At 72.7% G+C, this 17349-nt stretch carries 16 protein-coding genes and 1 pseudogene; 10 read left to right on the top strand and 7 right to left on the bottom strand.

From position 1 onward, the window contains the following. The first annotated feature begins 81 nt into the window (after positions 1–81). The 3 genes from ACIQCJ_RS29030 (at position 82) to ACIQCJ_RS29040 (ending at position 2059) form a co-directional block, all read left to right on the top strand. Entirely contained in the window at positions 82–1056 is a 975-nt protein-coding gene (locus tag ACIQCJ_RS29030; RefSeq protein ID WP_402713009.1) for an aminoglycoside phosphotransferase family protein, read from the top strand. A 25-nt stretch (positions 1057–1081) separates the two neighbouring features. After that, entirely contained in the window at positions 1082–1543 is a 462-nt protein-coding gene (locus ACIQCJ_RS29035; protein ID WP_355333247.1) for an SRPBCC family protein, read from the top strand. 111 nt (positions 1544–1654) lie between these two features. Then, positions 1655–2059 carry a VOC family protein gene (locus tag ACIQCJ_RS29040; RefSeq protein ID WP_391048396.1) on the top strand — a complete coding sequence of 135 codons (405 nt, stop codon included), beginning with the start codon at positions 1655–1657 and terminating at the stop codon, positions 2057–2059. 67 nt (positions 2060–2126) lie between these two features. Here ACIQCJ_RS29040 and ACIQCJ_RS29045 read toward each other — a convergent pair whose 3' ends face one another. Next, positions 2127–3215, bottom strand: a complete 1089-nt coding sequence (locus tag ACIQCJ_RS29045; RefSeq protein ID WP_402713010.1) for a LacI family DNA-binding transcriptional regulator — start codon at positions 3213–3215, stop codon at positions 2127–2129. A 209-nt stretch (positions 3216–3424) separates the two neighbouring features. Between ACIQCJ_RS29045 and ACIQCJ_RS29050 the strand changes: the two genes are divergently transcribed. Beyond that, positions 3425–4054, top strand: coding sequence for an HAD family phosphatase (locus ACIQCJ_RS29050; protein ID WP_355333240.1), 630 nt, complete (start codon positions 3425–3427; stop codon positions 4052–4054). Here the strand turns inward: ACIQCJ_RS29050 and ACIQCJ_RS29055 are convergent. Further along, positions 4049–5680 (bottom strand): hypothetical protein, encoded by a 1632-nt coding sequence (locus ACIQCJ_RS29055; protein WP_355333237.1) that lies wholly within the window; start codon positions 5678–5680, stop codon positions 4049–4051. The genes ACIQCJ_RS29050 and ACIQCJ_RS29055 overlap by 6 nt on opposite strands. 165 nt (positions 5681–5845) lie before the next feature. Further along, positions 5846–6766 (bottom strand): carbohydrate kinase, encoded by a 921-nt coding sequence (locus ACIQCJ_RS29060; RefSeq protein ID WP_402713011.1) that lies wholly within the window; start codon positions 6764–6766, stop codon positions 5846–5848. Between the two features lie 178 nt (positions 6767–6944). On the opposite strand from ACIQCJ_RS29060, the gene ACIQCJ_RS29065 reads away from it, so the two are divergent. Next, on the top strand, positions 6945–7457 hold the full coding sequence (locus ACIQCJ_RS29065) for a hypothetical protein (RefSeq protein WP_391048387.1): 513 nt from the start codon (positions 6945–6947) through the stop codon (positions 7455–7457). 19 nt (positions 7458–7476) lie between these two features. Here the strand turns inward: ACIQCJ_RS29065 and ACIQCJ_RS29070 are convergent, their stop codons facing one another. The 3 genes from ACIQCJ_RS29070 to ACIQCJ_RS29080 all read right to left on the bottom strand — a co-directional run bounded on the left by ACIQCJ_RS29070 (position 7477) and on the right by ACIQCJ_RS29080 (position 11210). After that, complete coding sequence (locus ACIQCJ_RS29070; protein ID WP_391048385.1) at positions 7477–9303, bottom strand: glycoside hydrolase family 15 protein; 1827 nt, start codon at positions 9301–9303, stop codon at positions 7477–7479. A gap of 68 nt (positions 9304–9371) precedes the next feature. Continuing rightward, positions 9372–10349: a YhjD/YihY/BrkB family envelope integrity protein gene (locus ACIQCJ_RS29075; RefSeq protein WP_402713012.1), complete on the bottom strand. Its 978-nt coding sequence runs from the start codon at positions 10347–10349 to the stop codon at positions 9372–9374. Positions 10350–10529: 180 nt separating this feature from the next. Then, complete coding sequence (locus ACIQCJ_RS29080) at positions 10530–11210, bottom strand: PhzF family phenazine biosynthesis protein (RefSeq protein ID WP_402713013.1); 681 nt, start codon at positions 11208–11210, stop codon at positions 10530–10532. Between the two features lie 187 nt (positions 11211–11397). On the opposite strand from ACIQCJ_RS29080, the gene ACIQCJ_RS29085 reads away from it, so the two are divergent. Beyond that, complete coding sequence (locus ACIQCJ_RS29085; RefSeq protein WP_355333224.1) at positions 11398–12159, top strand: GntR family transcriptional regulator; 762 nt, start codon at positions 11398–11400, stop codon at positions 12157–12159. A 118-nt stretch (positions 12160–12277) separates the two neighbouring features. On the opposite strand, the gene ACIQCJ_RS29090 is transcribed toward ACIQCJ_RS29085, so the two are convergent. Then, positions 12278–13222: a zinc-binding dehydrogenase gene (locus ACIQCJ_RS29090; RefSeq protein WP_402713014.1), complete on the bottom strand. Its 945-nt coding sequence runs from the start codon at positions 13220–13222 to the stop codon at positions 12278–12280. A gap of 413 nt (positions 13223–13635) precedes the next feature. Here ACIQCJ_RS29090 and ACIQCJ_RS29095 point away from each other — a divergent pair, with 413 nt between their 5' ends. The 4 genes and pseudogenes from ACIQCJ_RS29095 to ACIQCJ_RS29110 form a co-directional block, all read left to right on the top strand. Then, complete coding sequence (locus ACIQCJ_RS29095) at positions 13636–14715, top strand: Gfo/Idh/MocA family protein (protein ID WP_402713015.1); 1080 nt, start codon at positions 13636–13638, stop codon at positions 14713–14715. Positions 14716–14731: 16 nt separating this feature from the next. Further along, positions 14732–15367: a ThuA domain-containing protein gene (locus ACIQCJ_RS29100; RefSeq protein WP_391048373.1), complete on the top strand. Its 636-nt coding sequence runs from the start codon at positions 14732–14734 to the stop codon at positions 15365–15367. A gap of 3 nt (positions 15368–15370) precedes the next feature. Further along, positions 15371–16345, top strand: coding sequence for an ABC transporter permease (locus tag ACIQCJ_RS29105; protein ID WP_355333214.1), 975 nt, complete (start codon positions 15371–15373; stop codon positions 16343–16345). 3 nt (positions 16346–16348) lie between these two features. Continuing rightward, a pseudogene (locus ACIQCJ_RS29110) lies at positions 16349–17191 on the top strand (ABC transporter permease); the annotation flags it as partial. Between the last annotated feature and the right edge of the window lie 158 nt (positions 17192–17349).

Consider the following 17349-nt stretch of genomic DNA (forward strand, 5'->3'; position numbering starts at 1 on the left):
CCGCGACCGACCGTCCCCTCAGGACCCGCGCCTCCCGAAACGCGGTGGCCCCGGGCCCCGGGGGGTCGGGAGGATGGGGCGATGACGACCGACAGCGGGGCCGTGGGGGCACAAGGTGTGCGAGCCGAGTGGGGGGACGTGCCCGCGGGGGTGCGGGGAGAGGCCGAGGCGCGCCTGGGGGCACGCGTCGCGGCGGCGGAGACGCAGGCCGGCGGCTTCTCGCCGGGCGTGGCGGCCCGCCTGCGGCTGACGGACGGGACGAGGGCGTTCGTCAAGGCCGTGACCCCGGCGGCGAATCCGGAGAGCCCGGGCATCCACCGGGCGGAGGCCGCGGTGGCCGCGGCGCTTCCCCGCGAAGTCCCGGCCCCGCGCCTGCTGGCCTCCTTCGAGCGGGACGACTGGGTGGTCCTGCTCTTCGAGGACATCGAGGGCCGCACGCCCGCACAGCCGTGGGACGCGGCCGAGTTGGAGCGCGTCCTGACCGCGGTCGGCGACCTCGCGACGCTGCTCACACCGTCCCCGGTGGAGGTCCCGCCCGTGGCGGAGGCGAACGCGGAGAACTTCCACGGCTGGCGCGCCCTGGCCGCCGAGCACGCGGCGGGCACCGACGACCTGACGGGCCTCGACCCCTGGGCCGTACGCCATCTGGCGGAACTGGCCGCGTTGGAGGCCGGATGGGCGCGGGCGGCGGCCGGAAAGACCCTGGCCCACGCGGACCTGCGGGCCGACAATCTGCTGCTCACCGCGGACGGCCGCGTCATGGTCGTGGACTGGCCGTGGGCCTGCCTGGCGGCGCCCTGGTTCGACCTGCTGCTGATGCTGCCCAGCGTGGGGATGCAGGGCGGACCGCCCCCCGCCGAGATCTTCGACCGGCACCCGGTGGCCGCGGGCGCCGACCCGGACGGCGTCACGGCGGTGCTGGCCGCCTTCGCCGGCTTCCTGCTCGGCCACGCGCGGCGGCCCGCGCCGCCCGGCCTGCCGACACTGCGCCCCTTCCAGCACGCCCAGGGCGTCGTCGCGCTCGACTGGCTGCGGACCCGTACCGGCTGGTCCTGACGGCGGCGCGCCCTACCCTGGCCTTATGTCCCCTTTCGTGGTCGAGCGCCGCACCCCGCTGCCCGTCGCCGAGGCGTGGCGGCGGCTGACCGACTGGGAACGGCACACCGCCACCGTGCCGTTGACCCGGATCAGCGTGCTGACGCCGCCGCCCGACGGGGTCGGCACGGCCTTCGTGGCGCGGACCGGGCTCGGCGGTGCCGGGTTCGACGACCCGATGCGGATCGTGCGCTGGGAGCCGCCGGTCGACGGCGGCCCCGGATTCTGCCGTCTGGAGAAGACCGGCCGGATCGTCACCGGCTGGGCGGAGATCGACGTACGGCCGGACGACAGCGGTACAGGTGCGGGCGCGGATACCGGCTCGTGGGTGCGCTGGCGCGAGGAGCTGCGGGTGTGGCGGCTGCCGGGAGCGTTCGACGCGGTCACGGCGCGTACCGGACGGCTCGTCTTCGGCCGGGCCGTGGACACGCTGCTGCGCGGGGAGTGAGGCGAAGACGCCCTGCGGGTACCGATGAGTTCCGCGCCGCGCACCGGTCTACCCCGGTGAAACGCACGACCTTCCCGTGACACCGACCAGCGGAACGTAAGGCAGGCACCCATGTCCACGAAGATCTTCGTCAACCTCCCCGTGAAGGACCTCGACCGCTCCGTGGCCTTCTTCACCGCCGCCGGGTTCACCTTCAACCCGCAGTTCACCGACGACAACGCGACCTGCATGGTGATCAGCGACGACATCTACGCGATGCTGCTGGTCGAGCCCTTCTTCCGGACCTTCACCGAGAAGGAGATCGCGGACACCGCGACCACCACCGAGGCCATCGTGGCGCTGGGCCTGGACAGCAAGGAGCAGGTCGACCGGATCGCGGAGGCGGCCGTGGCCGGGGGCGGCACGGCGGCCAAGCGCACCGAGCACGAGAGCCCGATGTACACCCGGAGCTTCTTCGACCTGGACGGCCACCACTGGGAGCTGTTCTGGCTGGACCCGGCCCTCGCCCAGGGCTGACCCGCCCCTCGCCCAGGGCTGACCCGCCCCTGGTCCAGGGCTGACCCGCCCCTGGTCCAGCGCCTGGTCACCGTACGGGCGGCGGCCCGCTGCTCTCGCGGACGACCAGCTCGCCCGCGACCTCCACCCTGGTTGACGCGGGCTGCTCCCCGCCGAGGAGCTGGAGCACCATCCGGGCGGCGAGCGCGGCCATGTCGGCGAGCGGGGTGCGTACGGTGGTCAGCCGCGGGGTGACCCAGTCGGCGAAGGGCAGGTCGTCGAAGCCGACGACGCTCAGGTCGGCCGGGACGCGCAGCCCGAGCGCGGCGGCGGCGCGGTAGGTGCTCAGCGCCTGCTGGTCGTTGCCCGCGAAGACCGCGGTCGGCGGGTCGGGCAGCCCCAGCAGGTCCAGGGCGTGCCGGTGCGCGGGCTCGTGGGTGAAGTCGCCGTAGCGGACGAGCGCCGGGTCGAAGGGCAGCCCGGCCTCGTCGAGCGCCGAGCGGTAGCCGTCCACGCGGGCGCGTGAGGCCAGCCGCTCCGGCGGCCCGCTGATGACGGCGATCCTGCGGTGGCCGAGCCCGATGAGATGGCGGGTCGCGGCCAGCCCGCCCGGCCAGTTCGTGGCGCCCACCCACGGCACTCCGGGCGCGGGCTCGTCGGCCGGGGCGATCAGCGCGAAGGGCAGGCCGAGCCTGCGCAACTCCTCGTGCTGGGCGGCCGTCAGCTCCGGCAGCACCAGGATCGCGCCGCGCGTGCGACGGGTGGCGAGCGAGTCCAGCCACTGCCGGGTGAGCCGGCTGCGGCCGTGCGTCGCCGACACCACCATGCCCAGCCCCTCGGCGTGCAGCGCCTCCTCCGCGCCCCGGATCAGCTCGCCCGCCCACGGGCTGGCCAGTTCGTTGATCACGAAGTCGATCAGGCCGCCCGCCGCCAGCGCCGTCGCCGCGGGGCGGTGCCGCGCGAGATACCCGTGCTGCTCCAGCAGCCGCTGGACCTTGGCGCGGGTCCTGGACGCCACGTCCGAGCGGTCGTGCAGCACCTTGGAGACCGTGGAGACCGACACCCCCGCCTGCCGCGCGATCTCGGCGAGCGTCGTCGTGCCTCCGCCGCCCGCGCCGCTCCCCGCGCCTGCGTCTGTGCCGCCGTCGGCTTCGTGCCCCGGTTCCGCCGCCGCCATCCTCTGCTCTCCCGCGCTCGCGCCCCGGCGGCCGTACCGCCGTGCCGGTCCGCCTTTTGCGAAAGCTATCGCGAATCACCGCGGTCGCGGTCCCCGGACCCGGCGGCGGTCCGCGGGTTCCGTCACCGCCTTGACCCTCACCGAAGGTGAGAGCCCACCGTGAGGGCAGGGCGTACCGCACGCCGCGGAACCGGACGAGAGGACCTTCCATGAAGACGACTGGACCTTCCACGACAGAGCGCTGCGTCATCCTCGACATCGGCGGAGTCCTGGAGATCACACCGCCGACGGGCTGGATCGAGCGGTGGGACGAGCGCCTCGGCCTCCCGCCGGGCACCGTGGACCGTCGTCTCGACGACGTCTGGGAGGCCGGCGCGGTCGGCGCGATCACCGAGCCCGAGGTACGCGCCCAGGTCGGCGCCCGTTTCGGCCTCGACGCCCGCCAGGTCGAGTCCTTCATGTCCGACCTCTGGGCCGAATACCTCGGCGCCCCCAACACGGAACTCATCGACTACGTCCGCGGCCTGCGCTCCCGCTGCCGCCTCGGCATCCTCAGCAACAGCTTCGTCGGCGCCCGCGAACGGGAGACCGCCCGCTACCGCTTCGACTCACTGGTCGACGAGATCGTCTACTCCCACGAGATCGGCGTCTCCAAGCCCGACCCCCGCGCCTTCGCGCTCACCTGCGAGCGCCTCGAAGTCCGCCCGTCGGACTGCCTGTTCATCGACGACCACGCCCCCAACATCGCCGCCGCCGAGACCGCGGGCATGCGCGCCCACCTCTTCACCGGCACCCCGCAGGCCGTCGCCCGCGTCGAAGCCCACCTGCCGGCGCTATGAGGTGCGGGTGTTGGTGAGGTGCGGTCCGATGTGGCCGATGTAGAGCAGGCCGGTGTTGGCGGTGTCGTCGAAGAAGTGCAGCCGCGGGGAGATGGTGCTGCCGCCGCCGATCCGCAGATGGGCCTCCATGTAGACCGCGCCGGAGGGATCGACGGCGCGGGGCACGGGGAGGGTGCGCTCCTTGCGCCAGGAGAGGTTGCGCCAGACGGTGTCGGACTCCTTCATCAGGACCTTGCCCGCGGGGAAGGGGTGGCAGCCGGAGGGGAGATCCTGGCACCAGGAGCGGAAGTCGCCGCGGGCGCGGCCGGCCACGGAGGCGGCGGCGAAGTCCTCGAGAGCCTGGAGCGCTTCCCAGCAGACGTTGACCCAGTTGGGCTTGGAACGGTCGTCGAGACCGGTCATCACCTTGGGGTCCCCGGTGAAGAGCAGGGTGGGGAACTGGTGGAGCCGGGCGTGGAGTTCGGTGAAGCTGCCGGGCAGCGCCTCGCTCTCGTCCTCCTCGACGGGGGCGAAGGCGGCCTCGTAGGCGCCGACTTGCTGGAGGCGTAACTGGAGCGCGCGGACCTGCTGTTGGGCGGCGCGGCGCTCGGCGTAGAACTCCTCGGCGAGCCAGTTGGCGTCGGCGAGGTCGTGCTGGAGCTCGCGGACCTGCTTGTAGCGGGCGGCCTCGGCCTCCGCCGCCTCGTCGAGAAGGGCGATCAGGCTCTCGTGGTCGGCGCGCAGGCGCGCGATCTCGTCGCCGTGCTCGGTGGACCGGGGCCGCGGGCGCTGGGCGTGCAGGCGGGCCAGCGGCTGGGGGAGCGGCATGCGGGCCGCCTGGTTGCGCGGCAGCGCGGTCAGCACGGTGGCGGCCCGTACCGGATCGGCCTCGACCGTGGCGCGGGACATCACCGGGTGCCGCTGCCCGTCGGCGGCCCACGCGGGGTCGACGCGCGGCATGTACGTACGGATGCCGCCGCCGAAGACCGGGTGGTGTTCGAGCGCCTTGTTGAACGCGGCCTGCGCCTCGCGGGTCAGCACGTACAGCACCGCGCGGCCCACGAGTTGGGTGAAGGCGCGGTCCACGACCTTCTCCAGCCACTCGTCGGCGTCGGTCCCGTACGGCACGCTCGCCACGACGATGGGCAGCCGCCGCTCCCGGTCGGTCAGCTCCTCGACCACCTCCTTCACGTCACCGGCGTAGATGAAGCTGGCGCGGGCGCGGATCTCGGCGATGCCGCTGTGCGTGTCCAGGGCGTCGAGTATCGCGTCGGCCAGCCGCGGCTTGGACGCGCGGATCTGCGGTATCTCCGCGGAGTCCGGCCGGTGTTCGACATCGAGCTGCACCCAGGTGCGGCCCGGATCGGCCATGTCGGTACGGACGATGAGCGTGGACTGCCAGGTCGCCCGCAACGTCGGCGGGCTCTCCCGCAATCGCCAGCGGCTGTGCGCGCCCTGCTGCCCCGAATCGGTGTCCCGGTCGAGCGTCACGTGCTCGGCTATCTCATTGCGGCCGTCGTGCAGCGCCGTGACCGGATATCCCTTGGCGTCGGTGAGCCACTCCGCGACCAGCCGGTCGGCCGTCGCGGCGGCCGTGACGTAGTCCTGCTCGGTCCACACGACCATGCGGTACGCGGACGCGTCCACGCAAGTCCCCCCTCGGTGGGCTGATCGATCTTCAAGGGGAGGCTAGAAGAGCGCGGTGTCACGGTGATAGGGGGCACGCCGTCCGGCCGGGCCGTACGGGCTGCCCGATCCGGGGCGAATCGGGTCCACGGCCGCTGGGCGTCACACCTCCGCTGCCCCGGTGGCCTACGCGAGCGCCGCCCGCAACTCCCCTGTCGTGGGCGGGTTGGCGCCGGGCCGCGAGACGGTGAGCGCGGCGGCGGTGCCCGCGTGGCGCAGCATATGGGCGAGGGTCGCCTTGTCCAGGGCGCCGAGGGCGGGCCGGGCGGCGGCGCCGGTGAGGCCGAGGCCGGTGAGGGCGTCCAGCGTCGCGGACATGAAGGAGTCGCCCGCGCCCACGGTGTCGGCGACCTCGGTCCGCACCGGCGCGCCCGTCACCTCGATGTCACGGGTGAAGGCGGCGGCGCCCTCCCCGCCCATGGTCACGAAGACGACGGCGGGCCCGGCCGCCAGCCAGCGCGCGGCGACTGCCGCGACCGGCTCGCCCGGATACAGCCACTCCAGATCCTCGTCGCTCGCCTTGACGAGGTCGCTCAGCGCCACGCACCGCTCGACTCCGGCGACACCCTGCTCGTGCGTGCCCATCAACTCCGGCCGGATGTTGGGGTCGTAGCTGACGGTGGCGTCCGCGCGCAGCCGTGCGGCGAGGTCCACGGTGGTGGCCGCGCCCGGCTCCGCCACGGCGGCGATCGACCCGATGTGGACGTGCCGGAGCGCGGTAGGCGGCTCGACGGGCCCGAGCGTCCACGCGATGTCGAAGTCGTAGCGCGCCGCGCCCTGTTCGTCGAGCGTGACCACCGCCGTCGGCGTGCGGACGTCGTGCCGGCCGTCCGCGAGCAGGTGTACGCCCGCCGACCGCAGGTGGTCGGTGATGAGCTTGCCCGAGGGGTCGTCGCCGAGCTGCGTGAGGAGCGCGGTGGCGTGGCCGAGGCGGGCCAGCCCGTACGCCACGTTGGCCGGACTGCCGCCGGGATGCGGCACATCGGGCTGTCCGGGGGTCCGGACGATGTCCGCTACGCACTCACCGATCACCAGGAAGTCGCTCATGGGCCACATGCTGCCGTATCGCGGTCCCGCCCGGCGACCCCCCGTCCCCGTACGCGATCACGCGGGCGGTCCCCTGCCGGTACGCGGCCGGAGACCGTCTGCCGCGGCGGGCCCGACCGCCCTACGCTGGTGGCGGCGGCCCCGCGGATGAGCGGGGCGGCGGACGAAGGGGGGCTCCGTGGACGCGGAGTTGGCGGCACTGGCCGCGTCGGGCGCGACGCAGGTGGTCACACTGATGGCGTCCGACGCCTGGACACAGGTACGGGACCGGCTGGCGCGGTTCCTCGCACGCGGCAGCGGCGGCAGCGCCGGGGCGGCGGCCGAGGACGGTACGGCAGCCGACGACGGTACGACCGGGGCCGCCGCACGCGCCGGGGACGAGACCGCCGCTCTCGACGAACTCCAGCTCTCCCGCGCCGAGTTGACGGCCGCCAGGGACTCGGGGGACGCGGACGCCGCCGCCGACATCGAGGCGGGCTGGCGCACCCGGCTGCGCCGCGTCCTGCGGGACGACCCGGCCGCCGCCGCTGAACTGCGGCTGCTGCTGGAGGAGTTGGCCCCGGCGGCCGGCCGTGGCTCGGTCAGCGTCGTCAACAACACCGTCAACGGCGGGGTGTTCCACGCCCCGGTCATCCAGGGCCGCGACATCAGGAGCACCACCGTCCACGGCGGCGGCCCGACGACTGCCTGACGGCGGCAGGGCCCGGCGGTCAGGACTCGGACCTGTCCAGCTCCTCGTCCAGCGCCGTCGCCGCCGTGATCAGCGACAGATGCGTGAACGCCTGCGGGAAGTTGCCCAGTTGCTCACCCGTCGGCCCGATCTCCTCGGCGAACAGGCCGACGTGGTTGGCGTAGGTGAGCATCTTGTCGAAGGCGTAACGGGCCGGGCCCAGGCGCCCGGCGCGGGCGAGCGCGCCGACGTACAGGAAGCTGCACAGCGAGAAGGTGCCCTCGCCGCCGCGCAGCCCGTCGGGGGACGCGCCCGGGTCGTAGCGGTAGACGAGGCTGTCGGAGACCAGCTCCTGGTCCATCGCGTCCAGCGTCGACAGCCAGCGCGGCTCCTTCGGCGCGACGAAGCCGACCTCCGGCATCAGCAGCAGCGACGCGTCCAGCACCTCGCTGCCGTAGTGCTGCACGAAGGCGTGCCGCTTCTCGCTCCAGCCGCGGTCCATGACCTGTTCCATGATCGTGTCGCGCGCCGTCGTCCAGGTCTCCAGATCGGCGGGCCTGGCGAGTTCCGCGGCCAGCCGGATGCCGCGGTCGAAGGCCGACCAGCACATCAGACGGCTGTACGTGAAGTCCTGCCGCCCGCCGCGGGTCTCCCAGATGCCCTCGTCCGCGCGGTCCCAGTGCGCGGCCAGCCAGTCCAGCAGCCCGGAGAAGGCCCGCCAGCCCTCCCACCCGGCGAGCTGGGCGATGTCCTGCGACCGGGACAGGGCGTGCACGGCCTCGCCGTAGATGTCGAGCTGGAGCTGGTCGGCGGCCCCGTTGCCGAGCCGGACGGGCGCGGAGCCGCGGTAGCCCTCGAAGTGGTCCAGCGTCTCCTCGGCCAGGTGCGGGTCGCCGTCCACCCGGTACATGATCTGCAACGGCTCGCCGGTGACCGTGCCGCCCGCGCGCAGCCGCCCGCCGAGCCAGCGGCGGAAGGCGTCCGCCTCCGCGGTGAAACCGAGGTCGACCAGCGCGTTCACCGACAGCGACGCGTCCCTGACCCACGTATAGCGGTAGTCCCAGTTGCGCTCGCCGCCGACCTGCTCCGGCAGGCCCATGGTGGCGGCGGCGACCGGAGCGCCGGTCGGCGCGTACGTGAGCAGCTTCAAGGTGATCGCCGAGCGGTTCACCGCCTGCTGCCAGCGGCCCCGGTAGCGGCACTGCCGGATCCAGCCGTGCCAGAACTCCCGCACCCCGTCGAATTCCGCCCGCAGGCCGTCCACCGTCACCGGCTCGGGCGGCTCGCCGTGCGCCGCGCACACCGTCAGCACCGCGGCGGCCATCTCGCCCTGCTCCAGCGTGACCGCGGCCCGGACGTCCTCCTCGTCGCGTTCGAGGTCCAGCGGGCCGACCGGCTGGAGGTACGCCCACGCCCCCGACGCGCCGAATCTGGCCGTGCCGTCGTCGCTCACGTGCAGCCGGTGGTCGCAGCGGCCGTAGTCGAAGCGCGGCCTGCACTCCAGGGCGAAGCGGACCGTGCCGCGCACCACCCGCATGACCCGCAGCAGCCGGTGCCGGTCGGTGGCGGTCTCCGGCCGGTCCACCGGCATGAAGTCGATGACCTCGCCGACGCCGTCGGGGGTCATGAAGCGGGTGACGAGCACCGCGGTGTCCGGCAGATAGAGCTGCCTGACCCTCGCCTCAGGGCTCGCGGCCGCGATCGAGAAGTAGCCGCCGCGGTCGTGGTCGAGGAGCGAGGCGAAGACGCTCGGCGAGTCGAAGCGCGGCGCGCAGAACCAGTCGACGACGCCCCGCGACGACACCAACGCGCTGGTCTGGAGGTCTCCGATGAGGCCGTGGTCCGCGATCGGCGGGTAGCGACGCATGAGGGCACCTTTCGCCGTTCCCCCGCCGCGGTGCGCCCGCCGCGAGGCGTCCCCCCGCCCTGACCACGCTAGATGACGCGGTCCGCACCGGCATTCCGGCGCGATCGCGGGTCCGTGCCGCCGGCGGGTCCGAGGAGGGAGGCCAGCGGCGGCTCGGAGGCCAGCACGGCGCCCGCGGTGATGGTGAAGGTCAGCACCGCGCAGATCGCGATCAGCCAGGACAGCATCGTGAAGACCGACCCCAGGGAGCCGTAATTGGCCAGACTGCGGTTGAGGGCGGTCGGCATGTAGAGGCGGGCGGTCACCGACAGGGCCGTCATCGCCAGCGCGGTGAGGATCGCGCCGGGCAGCAGCGGCAGCCACGCGACGCGCTTGCTCAGCAGCAGCCGCTGGGTCCACCACCACACCAGCACGTCCGCGAGGAAGGTCAGCGGCAGGCCGACCCACAGCCCGACGCCGAAGCCGTCGCGCAGCGGCCCCTGGAGCACCAGCGCCACCATCCACGCGGCGATCCACACCACCCAGCGCCACACCGCGACCCGCACCGAGGCGCGCGGCAGCCCCCACGCCCGCTCGCACACCCGCGCCATCGCCCGGCTGCACGCGGTGGCGGACAGCAGCGCCATCAGGACGCCGATCACCCCGATGGTCTGCCGCAGATCCCCGCCGTTCGCGCTGTAGACCTGCCTGAGCTGCTCGTCCGACGCCCCGGTGAGGCCGAAGACGTTGCGCGCGGTGCTCACGAGCTGGTCGCGTACGGTCTTCGGCGCGAAGGCCGCGACCACGAACAGCAGCGGGACGGCGGTCAGGAAGAGCTGGGCGGCCAGCCGGGTGCCCGCGTCCAGCAGATTCACCGACAGCAGGCGGGCGGTCAGCTCGGTGATGACGGGGAAGCGCCGTTCCGCCGCGTGGCGCAGCCGCAGCCCGCGCGCCTTCCAGCGCGCCGCGCGCCCGGCCGCCCCCGCGACCGTACGGCCGACCAGGCCCTTCTCGCGGTCGGCCCGGCCCTTCTCACGGCCCGGGGGCCCGGAGGGTGCGGCGGCCATACGCGACCTCCACGGCGGACACGGCGGACACGGCTGTGACGGGCGGACATGGCGAGCACCGCGAGCACCGCGAACACGGCGGCGACGAACGCCACGAACGCCACCAGTCAAGGCGGTGTACGGGGAACGCGCGACTTGTGACGCCGACGGACGGCCTCCGCGCCGGGCTCAGCGCCGGGCTCAGCGGGCCCGCGGCGCGGGAAGGACCGCCTCCAGACACACCCGGCCGCCGATCTCGACGGTGCCGTCAGGGCCGGGCGCGGTGAGGATCTGCGAGCCCCGGCCCTGCGTGATGTGCAGCGCGCGGCCGAGCTGCCGGGTGAGCAGCAGCGCGGCGGCGCCCGTCGCCTCGTCCTCGTCGATGCCGTCGCCGCGGCCGGGGAAGGCGCGCGCCCTGATCCGGCCGGCGGCCTCGTCCTGCCACGCCCAGGCGTACACCCACTCGCCCGGCTCCGGCACGTCCAGCGCGTCGACCTCGGCGGGCAGCGCGTACTCGCACAGGGTGCGCGGCGGCGCCCACTCCGCGCGGACGGTGATCCAGGTGAACTCCCCGTCGTCGCGCGTGAAGACCTCCCCGACCTCGGGTTCGAGCACCTCCACGTCGAGCAGCCAGGCGACCCCGACCAACGGGTGCCCGGCGAAGGGCAGTCGCAGCCCCGGCGTGTAGATGTCGACCGCGCCGCGCTCCGGGTCGTCCACGAACACCGTTTCGCTGAAGCCGAGTTCACCGGCCAGGGCCTGCCGTGCCGCGCGGTCCGGGTAGCGCGAGCCGTCGCGGACCACGCCGAGCGGGTTGCCGTACCGCCGGTCGGGGCCGCAGAAGACCCGCAGCACATCGATGCCGCCCGATGTCGTATTCACTCCGGCATTCAAGCATTCGGGGCGCGGGAGCGGACCCGCTCGCACCGGCCGGTTCCGGCCGTCCCGCCGCCGGGACCCGTGGAACTGGTCAGACCACCTGGCGGAAAGCTATCCTGAGCGTCGCTGTTCATCAGTTACGGCGTCGGCGGCCGGAGGTCGCGAGCGCGTCATTATGGGGGCCTCACGTATGAACGACTCTCGCGAGGTCGCGGGCGTTATCCTGCCGGGCTATCCAGAACCCCTGTGGATCCAGGCGGTGAATTTGATCCGCAGCGAAATCGACCGGGGCGAGCTGAGGCCGGGAATGCGGCTGGCGCCCGAGCGGGAGCTCTGCCGTCAACTGGGCATCAGCCGGGTCACACTGAGGAAAGCCCTGGGTCACCTGGTGGAGGAGGGCGTGCTCAGCGCGTCCCACGGCCGTGGCTGGTACGTGACGCAGTCGGCGCCGAAGAAGGAATGGCCGAACAGCCTGGAATCCTTCAGCGAGACCGCGGCACGAATGGGGTTGAAGCCGCACTCCAAGGTATTAATGGCACAGGCGAGCCCGGCGAGCATCGACGAGGCGGAGCGGCTCGGTATCGCGCCCGGCACTCCGCTGTTCCGGCTGGAGCGGGTACGGCTGCTCGACGGTGTTCCGATAGCGCTGGACCTGACGCGAATTCCGCTCGCTCTGGTGCCCGGCATCGAGGACGTCGATTTCGCGGACCGCTCGCTGTACGCGACGCTTTCCGCCGCCGGGGTCGAGCCGGTCCGCGCGGACAGCACGATCGAGGCGACCAAGGCCGACGACCGCGCCGCGGGACAGCTCGACATGGCCTCGGGCGATCCGCTTCTGGTCATGCACCAGATCGCGGTCGGCTCCGACGAGGAGCCGCTGTTCGAGTCCACGATCCAGTACGCGGGCGACCGGTACCGGCTGCGTACGTCCTTCGCGCGCTCGCACGGCTGAGCCGCGGGCGGCCGCCCGGCTGAGCCGCGGGCGCTCGCCCGGCTGAGCCGCGGGCGGCCGTACGGCTGAGCCGCGGGCTGAGGCCGGACCGGTGTGCCGACCTCAGCCGTGCGCGTGGTCAGAGCACCAGCACTCCCTTGACGAAGTCGGGACCGGCCGCCGTCATGGCGCCGAAGGCGTCGTCCACGCCTTCGAGGCCGAAGCGGTGGGTGATCAACGGCGCGTAGCTGAAGCGGCGTTCGCCGATCAGCGCGAGCGCGTCGCGCATGGCGCCCATCAGCCGGGTGCGGTCCGGGCAGAAGCCGTTGACGACGGTGACGGCCTTGTACCAGAGGTCCATGTCCATCATCGCGTCGCCGGTGTGGTGGTAGCCGACGACGCACAGGGTGCCGAAGGGCCGCACCAGGCTGCCGGCCGTGCCGAGCCCGCTCGTCGTGCCGGTCGCCTCCAGGACCACGGCGAGCCGCGCGTCGGTGGCCCGTCCGGTGTCCTTCCGGTACTCCTCCGGGAGGTCGTCGGGGGCGAAGACGAGGTCGGCGCCGAGCCGCAGGGCGCGCTCGCGGCGGGCCGGGTCGGGGTCGACGCCCACCAGCAGCCCCGGCGCGTGCCGCTTGGCGAGCTGGACCAGGCCGAGGCCCATGAAGCCGAGGCCGACGACGGCGACCCGGTCGCCCGCGCGCACCCCCGTACGGGACAGCGCCTCCTCCAGGTCGGCGACCGGTTCGCCGATCGCGTGCGCGGGTTCGATCCCGGCCGGTACCGGCAGGACGGCGTGCGCGTCCATGACGGCGAGCGTCGCGAATCCCTCGCCGCCGAGCCCGGTCACCAGGTCGCCCGGCGCCCAGCGGCCCGCGTCCCGGCCGGTGCCGACCACCCGCCCCACGATCTCGTGGCCCAGCCTGACCGGCGGCGCGGCCGGGTCGTGCGAGAGCCACGGCCCGATGTCGGAGGTGCAGACCCCGCTGGCCAGCACCTCGACCAGCACCTGGCCGGCGCCGGGGACCGGGTCGTCGGCCGCGACGACCTCCGAGGTGCGCGGGCCGACGAGCTGACTGATCTTCATACGGATCTCCTGGCCTGAGTGGTGTGACGGCTGGTGGTGTGACGGCTGGTGATGTGACGGCTGGTGGTGTGACGGCTGGGCGGGGATGGCGGGCCGAGCGGGGTGACGGGGTCGGCGACGACCGGGGACCAGCGTAGCGAAGTGGTCCTATGTGGTCAGTAGTGGTGTCGTAGGAATCCGGCCGGGGTGACGGCGGAATTGTGCCTGTCTGTGGCTGAAAAGTGCGAAGTGCGCCCGGTTTCCCCGGCATTCTGGTCTGCTTCACCCTCTAGACAGGACCGGCTTTCGTATTACGATGGCGGCAAGTGGTATGGCTTTGGCACATACCCAACGACCGCTGTCCGGGCCCTCGACAGCCCCGGAAGCGGTCCTGGCGGGACTCACTTCAGGCGGGACTCAGGGGAGGAGAGCGGATGGCATCCGTCACCGCGGCAGTCATCGGCGCGGGTTCGCAGGGCCGGGTGCACGGCCTCGGCCTGAGGGCGGTGCCGGGCGTCGAGCTCGTCGCCCTCGCCGATGTCGACGAGCGGACCGCGGAGGACCTGGCGGGGGAGCTGGGCGTACCGCGGACGTACCGCGACTACCGTGAACTGCTCGTCCTGGAACGGCCCGAGGTCGTCAGCGTCTGCACACCGCCCGCCCTGCACCCGGAGATCGTCCGGGCCGCGGCGGCGGCCGGGGTCCGCGCGGTGCACTGCGAGAAGCCGGTCGCGCTGTCGTACGGCGAGGCCCTGGAGATGACGCGGGTCGCGGCCGACGCCGGCACGCAACTGACCTACAACCTCCAGCGCCGCTTCGAGGCCGTGCAGCGCTTCGCCCGCGAAGCCGTCGCCGCGGGCGAGATCGGCGAGGTCGTGACCATCGAGGGGTACTGCCCGAACCTCTTCGACTGGGGCACCCACATCCTCGACCTGATCCTCTTCCACCGCGGCGACACCGCACCGGAGTGGGTCTTCGGCCAACTCGACGTGACGCTCGACCGCTATGTGTACGGCGCCTTCGTCGAGACCGCGTCGGTCACCCAGATCGGCTGGGCCGACGGCGTCCGCGCGGTGGTCTCCACCGGACGCGAACCGCACACCCCGGTCCTCAATCTCCAGAACAACCTGGGGCTGATCATCCAGGGCACCCGCGGGCGCGCCGACATCCGCGGCGCGCGCTGCCTGATCCAGCGCTTCGGCAAGGACGACCTGGTCCACGACTCACCCTTCGACACCGACCCCCGCACCTGGGACCGCGGCGTCGACCCGGCGATCGTGGCCGCCACGGCCGAGGCGGTGCGGGACGCGGTCGACAGCCTGCGCACCGGCGGCAAGCCCGCCCTCGACGCCGAGCACGGCCTGCGCGGCGCCGAACTGGTCTTCGCGACCTACGAGAGCAGCCGGTCCCGGCGGCGCGTGCCGCTGCCGCTCGACCGTATGGACAACGCCCTGCTCAGCGGGCGTGCGCAGGGCTACTGGAGCCCTACCGGCGAACTGCGCTCCACCTACTGAAACGAGCGGCCCGACGATGCCGAGAACCGCCAGCCCCACCGCCCTCGCCGTCTTCAGCGGCGACGACGTCCACGAAGACCTCTTCACCGCCGCCCGCGAAGTGCGGACCCTGCTGACCGACGAGGGATTCGTCACCCGTACCGCCGTCGGCACCGGCCGCTTCGACGGCCCGGTCGACGCCGAACTCATCGTGCTCTACACGGCCTTGGGCCGCTTCACCGACGCACAGCGCGCGAGCCTGGCCCGCGCGGTACGCGGCGGCGCCGGACTGATCGCCCTGCACTCCACCACCGTGGACGCGGACCTGTTCGACCTGGTCGGCAGCCGGTACGTCTCGCACGGGCCACCGCCCCACGAGAGCCGGTTCACCGTCACCCTCGACGGCGCACACGAAGTGACCGCCGGAATACCGCCGTTCGAGCTGACGCACGAGCACTACCACGTCGAGACCGCGCCCGGCGTGCTCACCCTCGCCCGCCGTACGACCCCCGGCGGCACCGAACCCCTGCTGCACGTCCGCGAATTCGGGGACGGACGTGTCTGCTACCTCCAGTTGGGCCACGACATGCGGAGCTGGGGAGAACCCGCCGTGCGCCTTCTCGTCCGGCGCGCGGCCCGCTGGGCGTGCCGCCTCGAAGCCCGAGGGAACTGACCCATGCGCATCCTTTTCCGGAAGATCTGTTTCTACCTGCTCACGGCGTGGGCGGCCATCAGCCTCAACTTCGTCATCCCGCGCGTCATGCCGGGAAACCCCGCGGACAACCTGATCCAGCAGTTCCACGGGAAGCTCAGCCCCTCCGCGGTCCAGGCCCTGCGGGTGCTGTTCGGCGAGTCCGACAAGAACCTGTGGGAGCAGTACGTCAGTTACTGGCACAGCATCTTCACCGGCGACTTCGGCACCTCGTACGCCTACTACCCGTCGCAGGTGAGCACCGTGCTCGGGCAGAGCATGTACTGGACGCTGATCCTGGTCACCATCTGCACGGTGCTCGGCTTCGTCATCGGCACCACGCTCGGCATGCTCGTCGGCTGGAAGCGCGGCACCTGGCTCGACTCGCTGATACCGATCACCACCTTCCTGTCGTCGATCCCGTACTTCTGGTTCGCGATCATGATCGTGTACGTCTTCGCGATCACCCTCAAGTGGTTCCCGCTGTCCGGCGGTTACGGGCTCGACCAGACCATCGGCCTGAACGCCGGGTTCATCGGCAGCGCGATCAACTACGCCGTCCTGCCCGCCGTCACCATCACCGTCGCCTCCGTGGGCGGCTGGCTGATCAGCATGCGCAACATGATGGTCACCACGCTCAGCGAGGACTACGTACGGCTCGCCGAGGCCAAGGGGCTCCCCAGGCGCCGGGTGATGTACACCTACGCCGCCCGCAACGCGATGCTGCCGTCCTTCTCCGGCTTCGCCATGTCGCTCGGCTTCGTGATCGGCGGCTCCATCGTCACCGAGGTCGTCTTCAACTACCCCGGCATCGGGTCGGTGCTGTTCAAGGCCGCACAGGCGGCCGACTACCCGCTGATGTCCGCGATCTTCCTGCTCATCACCGTGCTGGTGCTGATCGCCAACCTGATCGCCGACATCGCGTACGTGTTCCTCGACCCGAGGACAAGGGAGAGCTGATCCATGGCCGTGCAAGCCGCCGCCCTCGCCGAGGCGGACACCGCCGACACCGCCGCCGAGCCCGCCGGCGGCCCCGCCCGCCTCCGGTCGCGCCTGCTGCGCTCACCGCTGACCCTCATCGGCCTCGCGGTCGTTCTGGTCTTCGTCGTCCTGGCCGTCGTCGCGCCGTGGATCTCGCCGTACGACCCCTCGACGGTCAGCGACGACACCCTCGTCGGACCGTCCACCGCGCACTGGCTCGGCACCACCCAGAACGGCCAGGACGTCCTGTCGCAGATGCTCTACGGCGCCCGCGCCTCGATGCTCGTCGGCCTGGGCGCCGCGGTCCTCGCCACCTTCCTGTCGGTGATCGTCGGCGTCACCGCCGGATACGTCGGCGGCCTCGGCGACGAAGTGCTGTCGCTGCTGGCCAACGTGTTCCTGGTGCTGCCCAGCGTGCCACTGACGATCATCCTGGCCGCGTATCTGCCGCACAGCGGCTCGCTCGGCATCATCCTGGTCATCACGCTCACCGGCTGGGCCTGGGGAGCGCGGGTGCTGCGGGCGCAGACGCTCTCGCTGCGCAAACGCGACTTCGTGGAGGCCGCCCGCGCCACCGGCGACAAGACCTGGCGGATCATCCTCAAGGACATCCTGCCGAACCAGCTCGCGGTGATCGCCGCGTCCTTCCTCGGCACCGTCAACTTCGCGATCCTCACCCAGGCGACCCTGGCCTTCCTCGGCCTCGCCGACGTCACCCAGTGGTCGTGGGGCACGATCCTGTACTGGGCCCAGACCGGCAGCGCGCTGCTGACCGGCGCCTGGTGGTGGTTCGTCCCCGCCGGCCTGGCCATCGCCCTGCTCGGCACCGCCCTGTCGCTGGTCAACTTCGGCATCGACGAGTTCATCAACCCCCGGCTGCGCCAGGCCGGGATCGGCACCAAGAAGGCCCAGCGCGGCCAGGTCGCCGCCAAGCGCGCCCGCCGGATCAAGAACCACGCCCCGGCCGAACGCCGCACCGAGGT

The sequence above is a fragment of the Streptomyces sp. NPDC093221 genome (assembly GCF_044753885.1).
Taxonomy (GTDB): Bacteria; Actinomycetota; Actinomycetes; order Streptomycetales; family Streptomycetaceae; genus Actinacidiphila.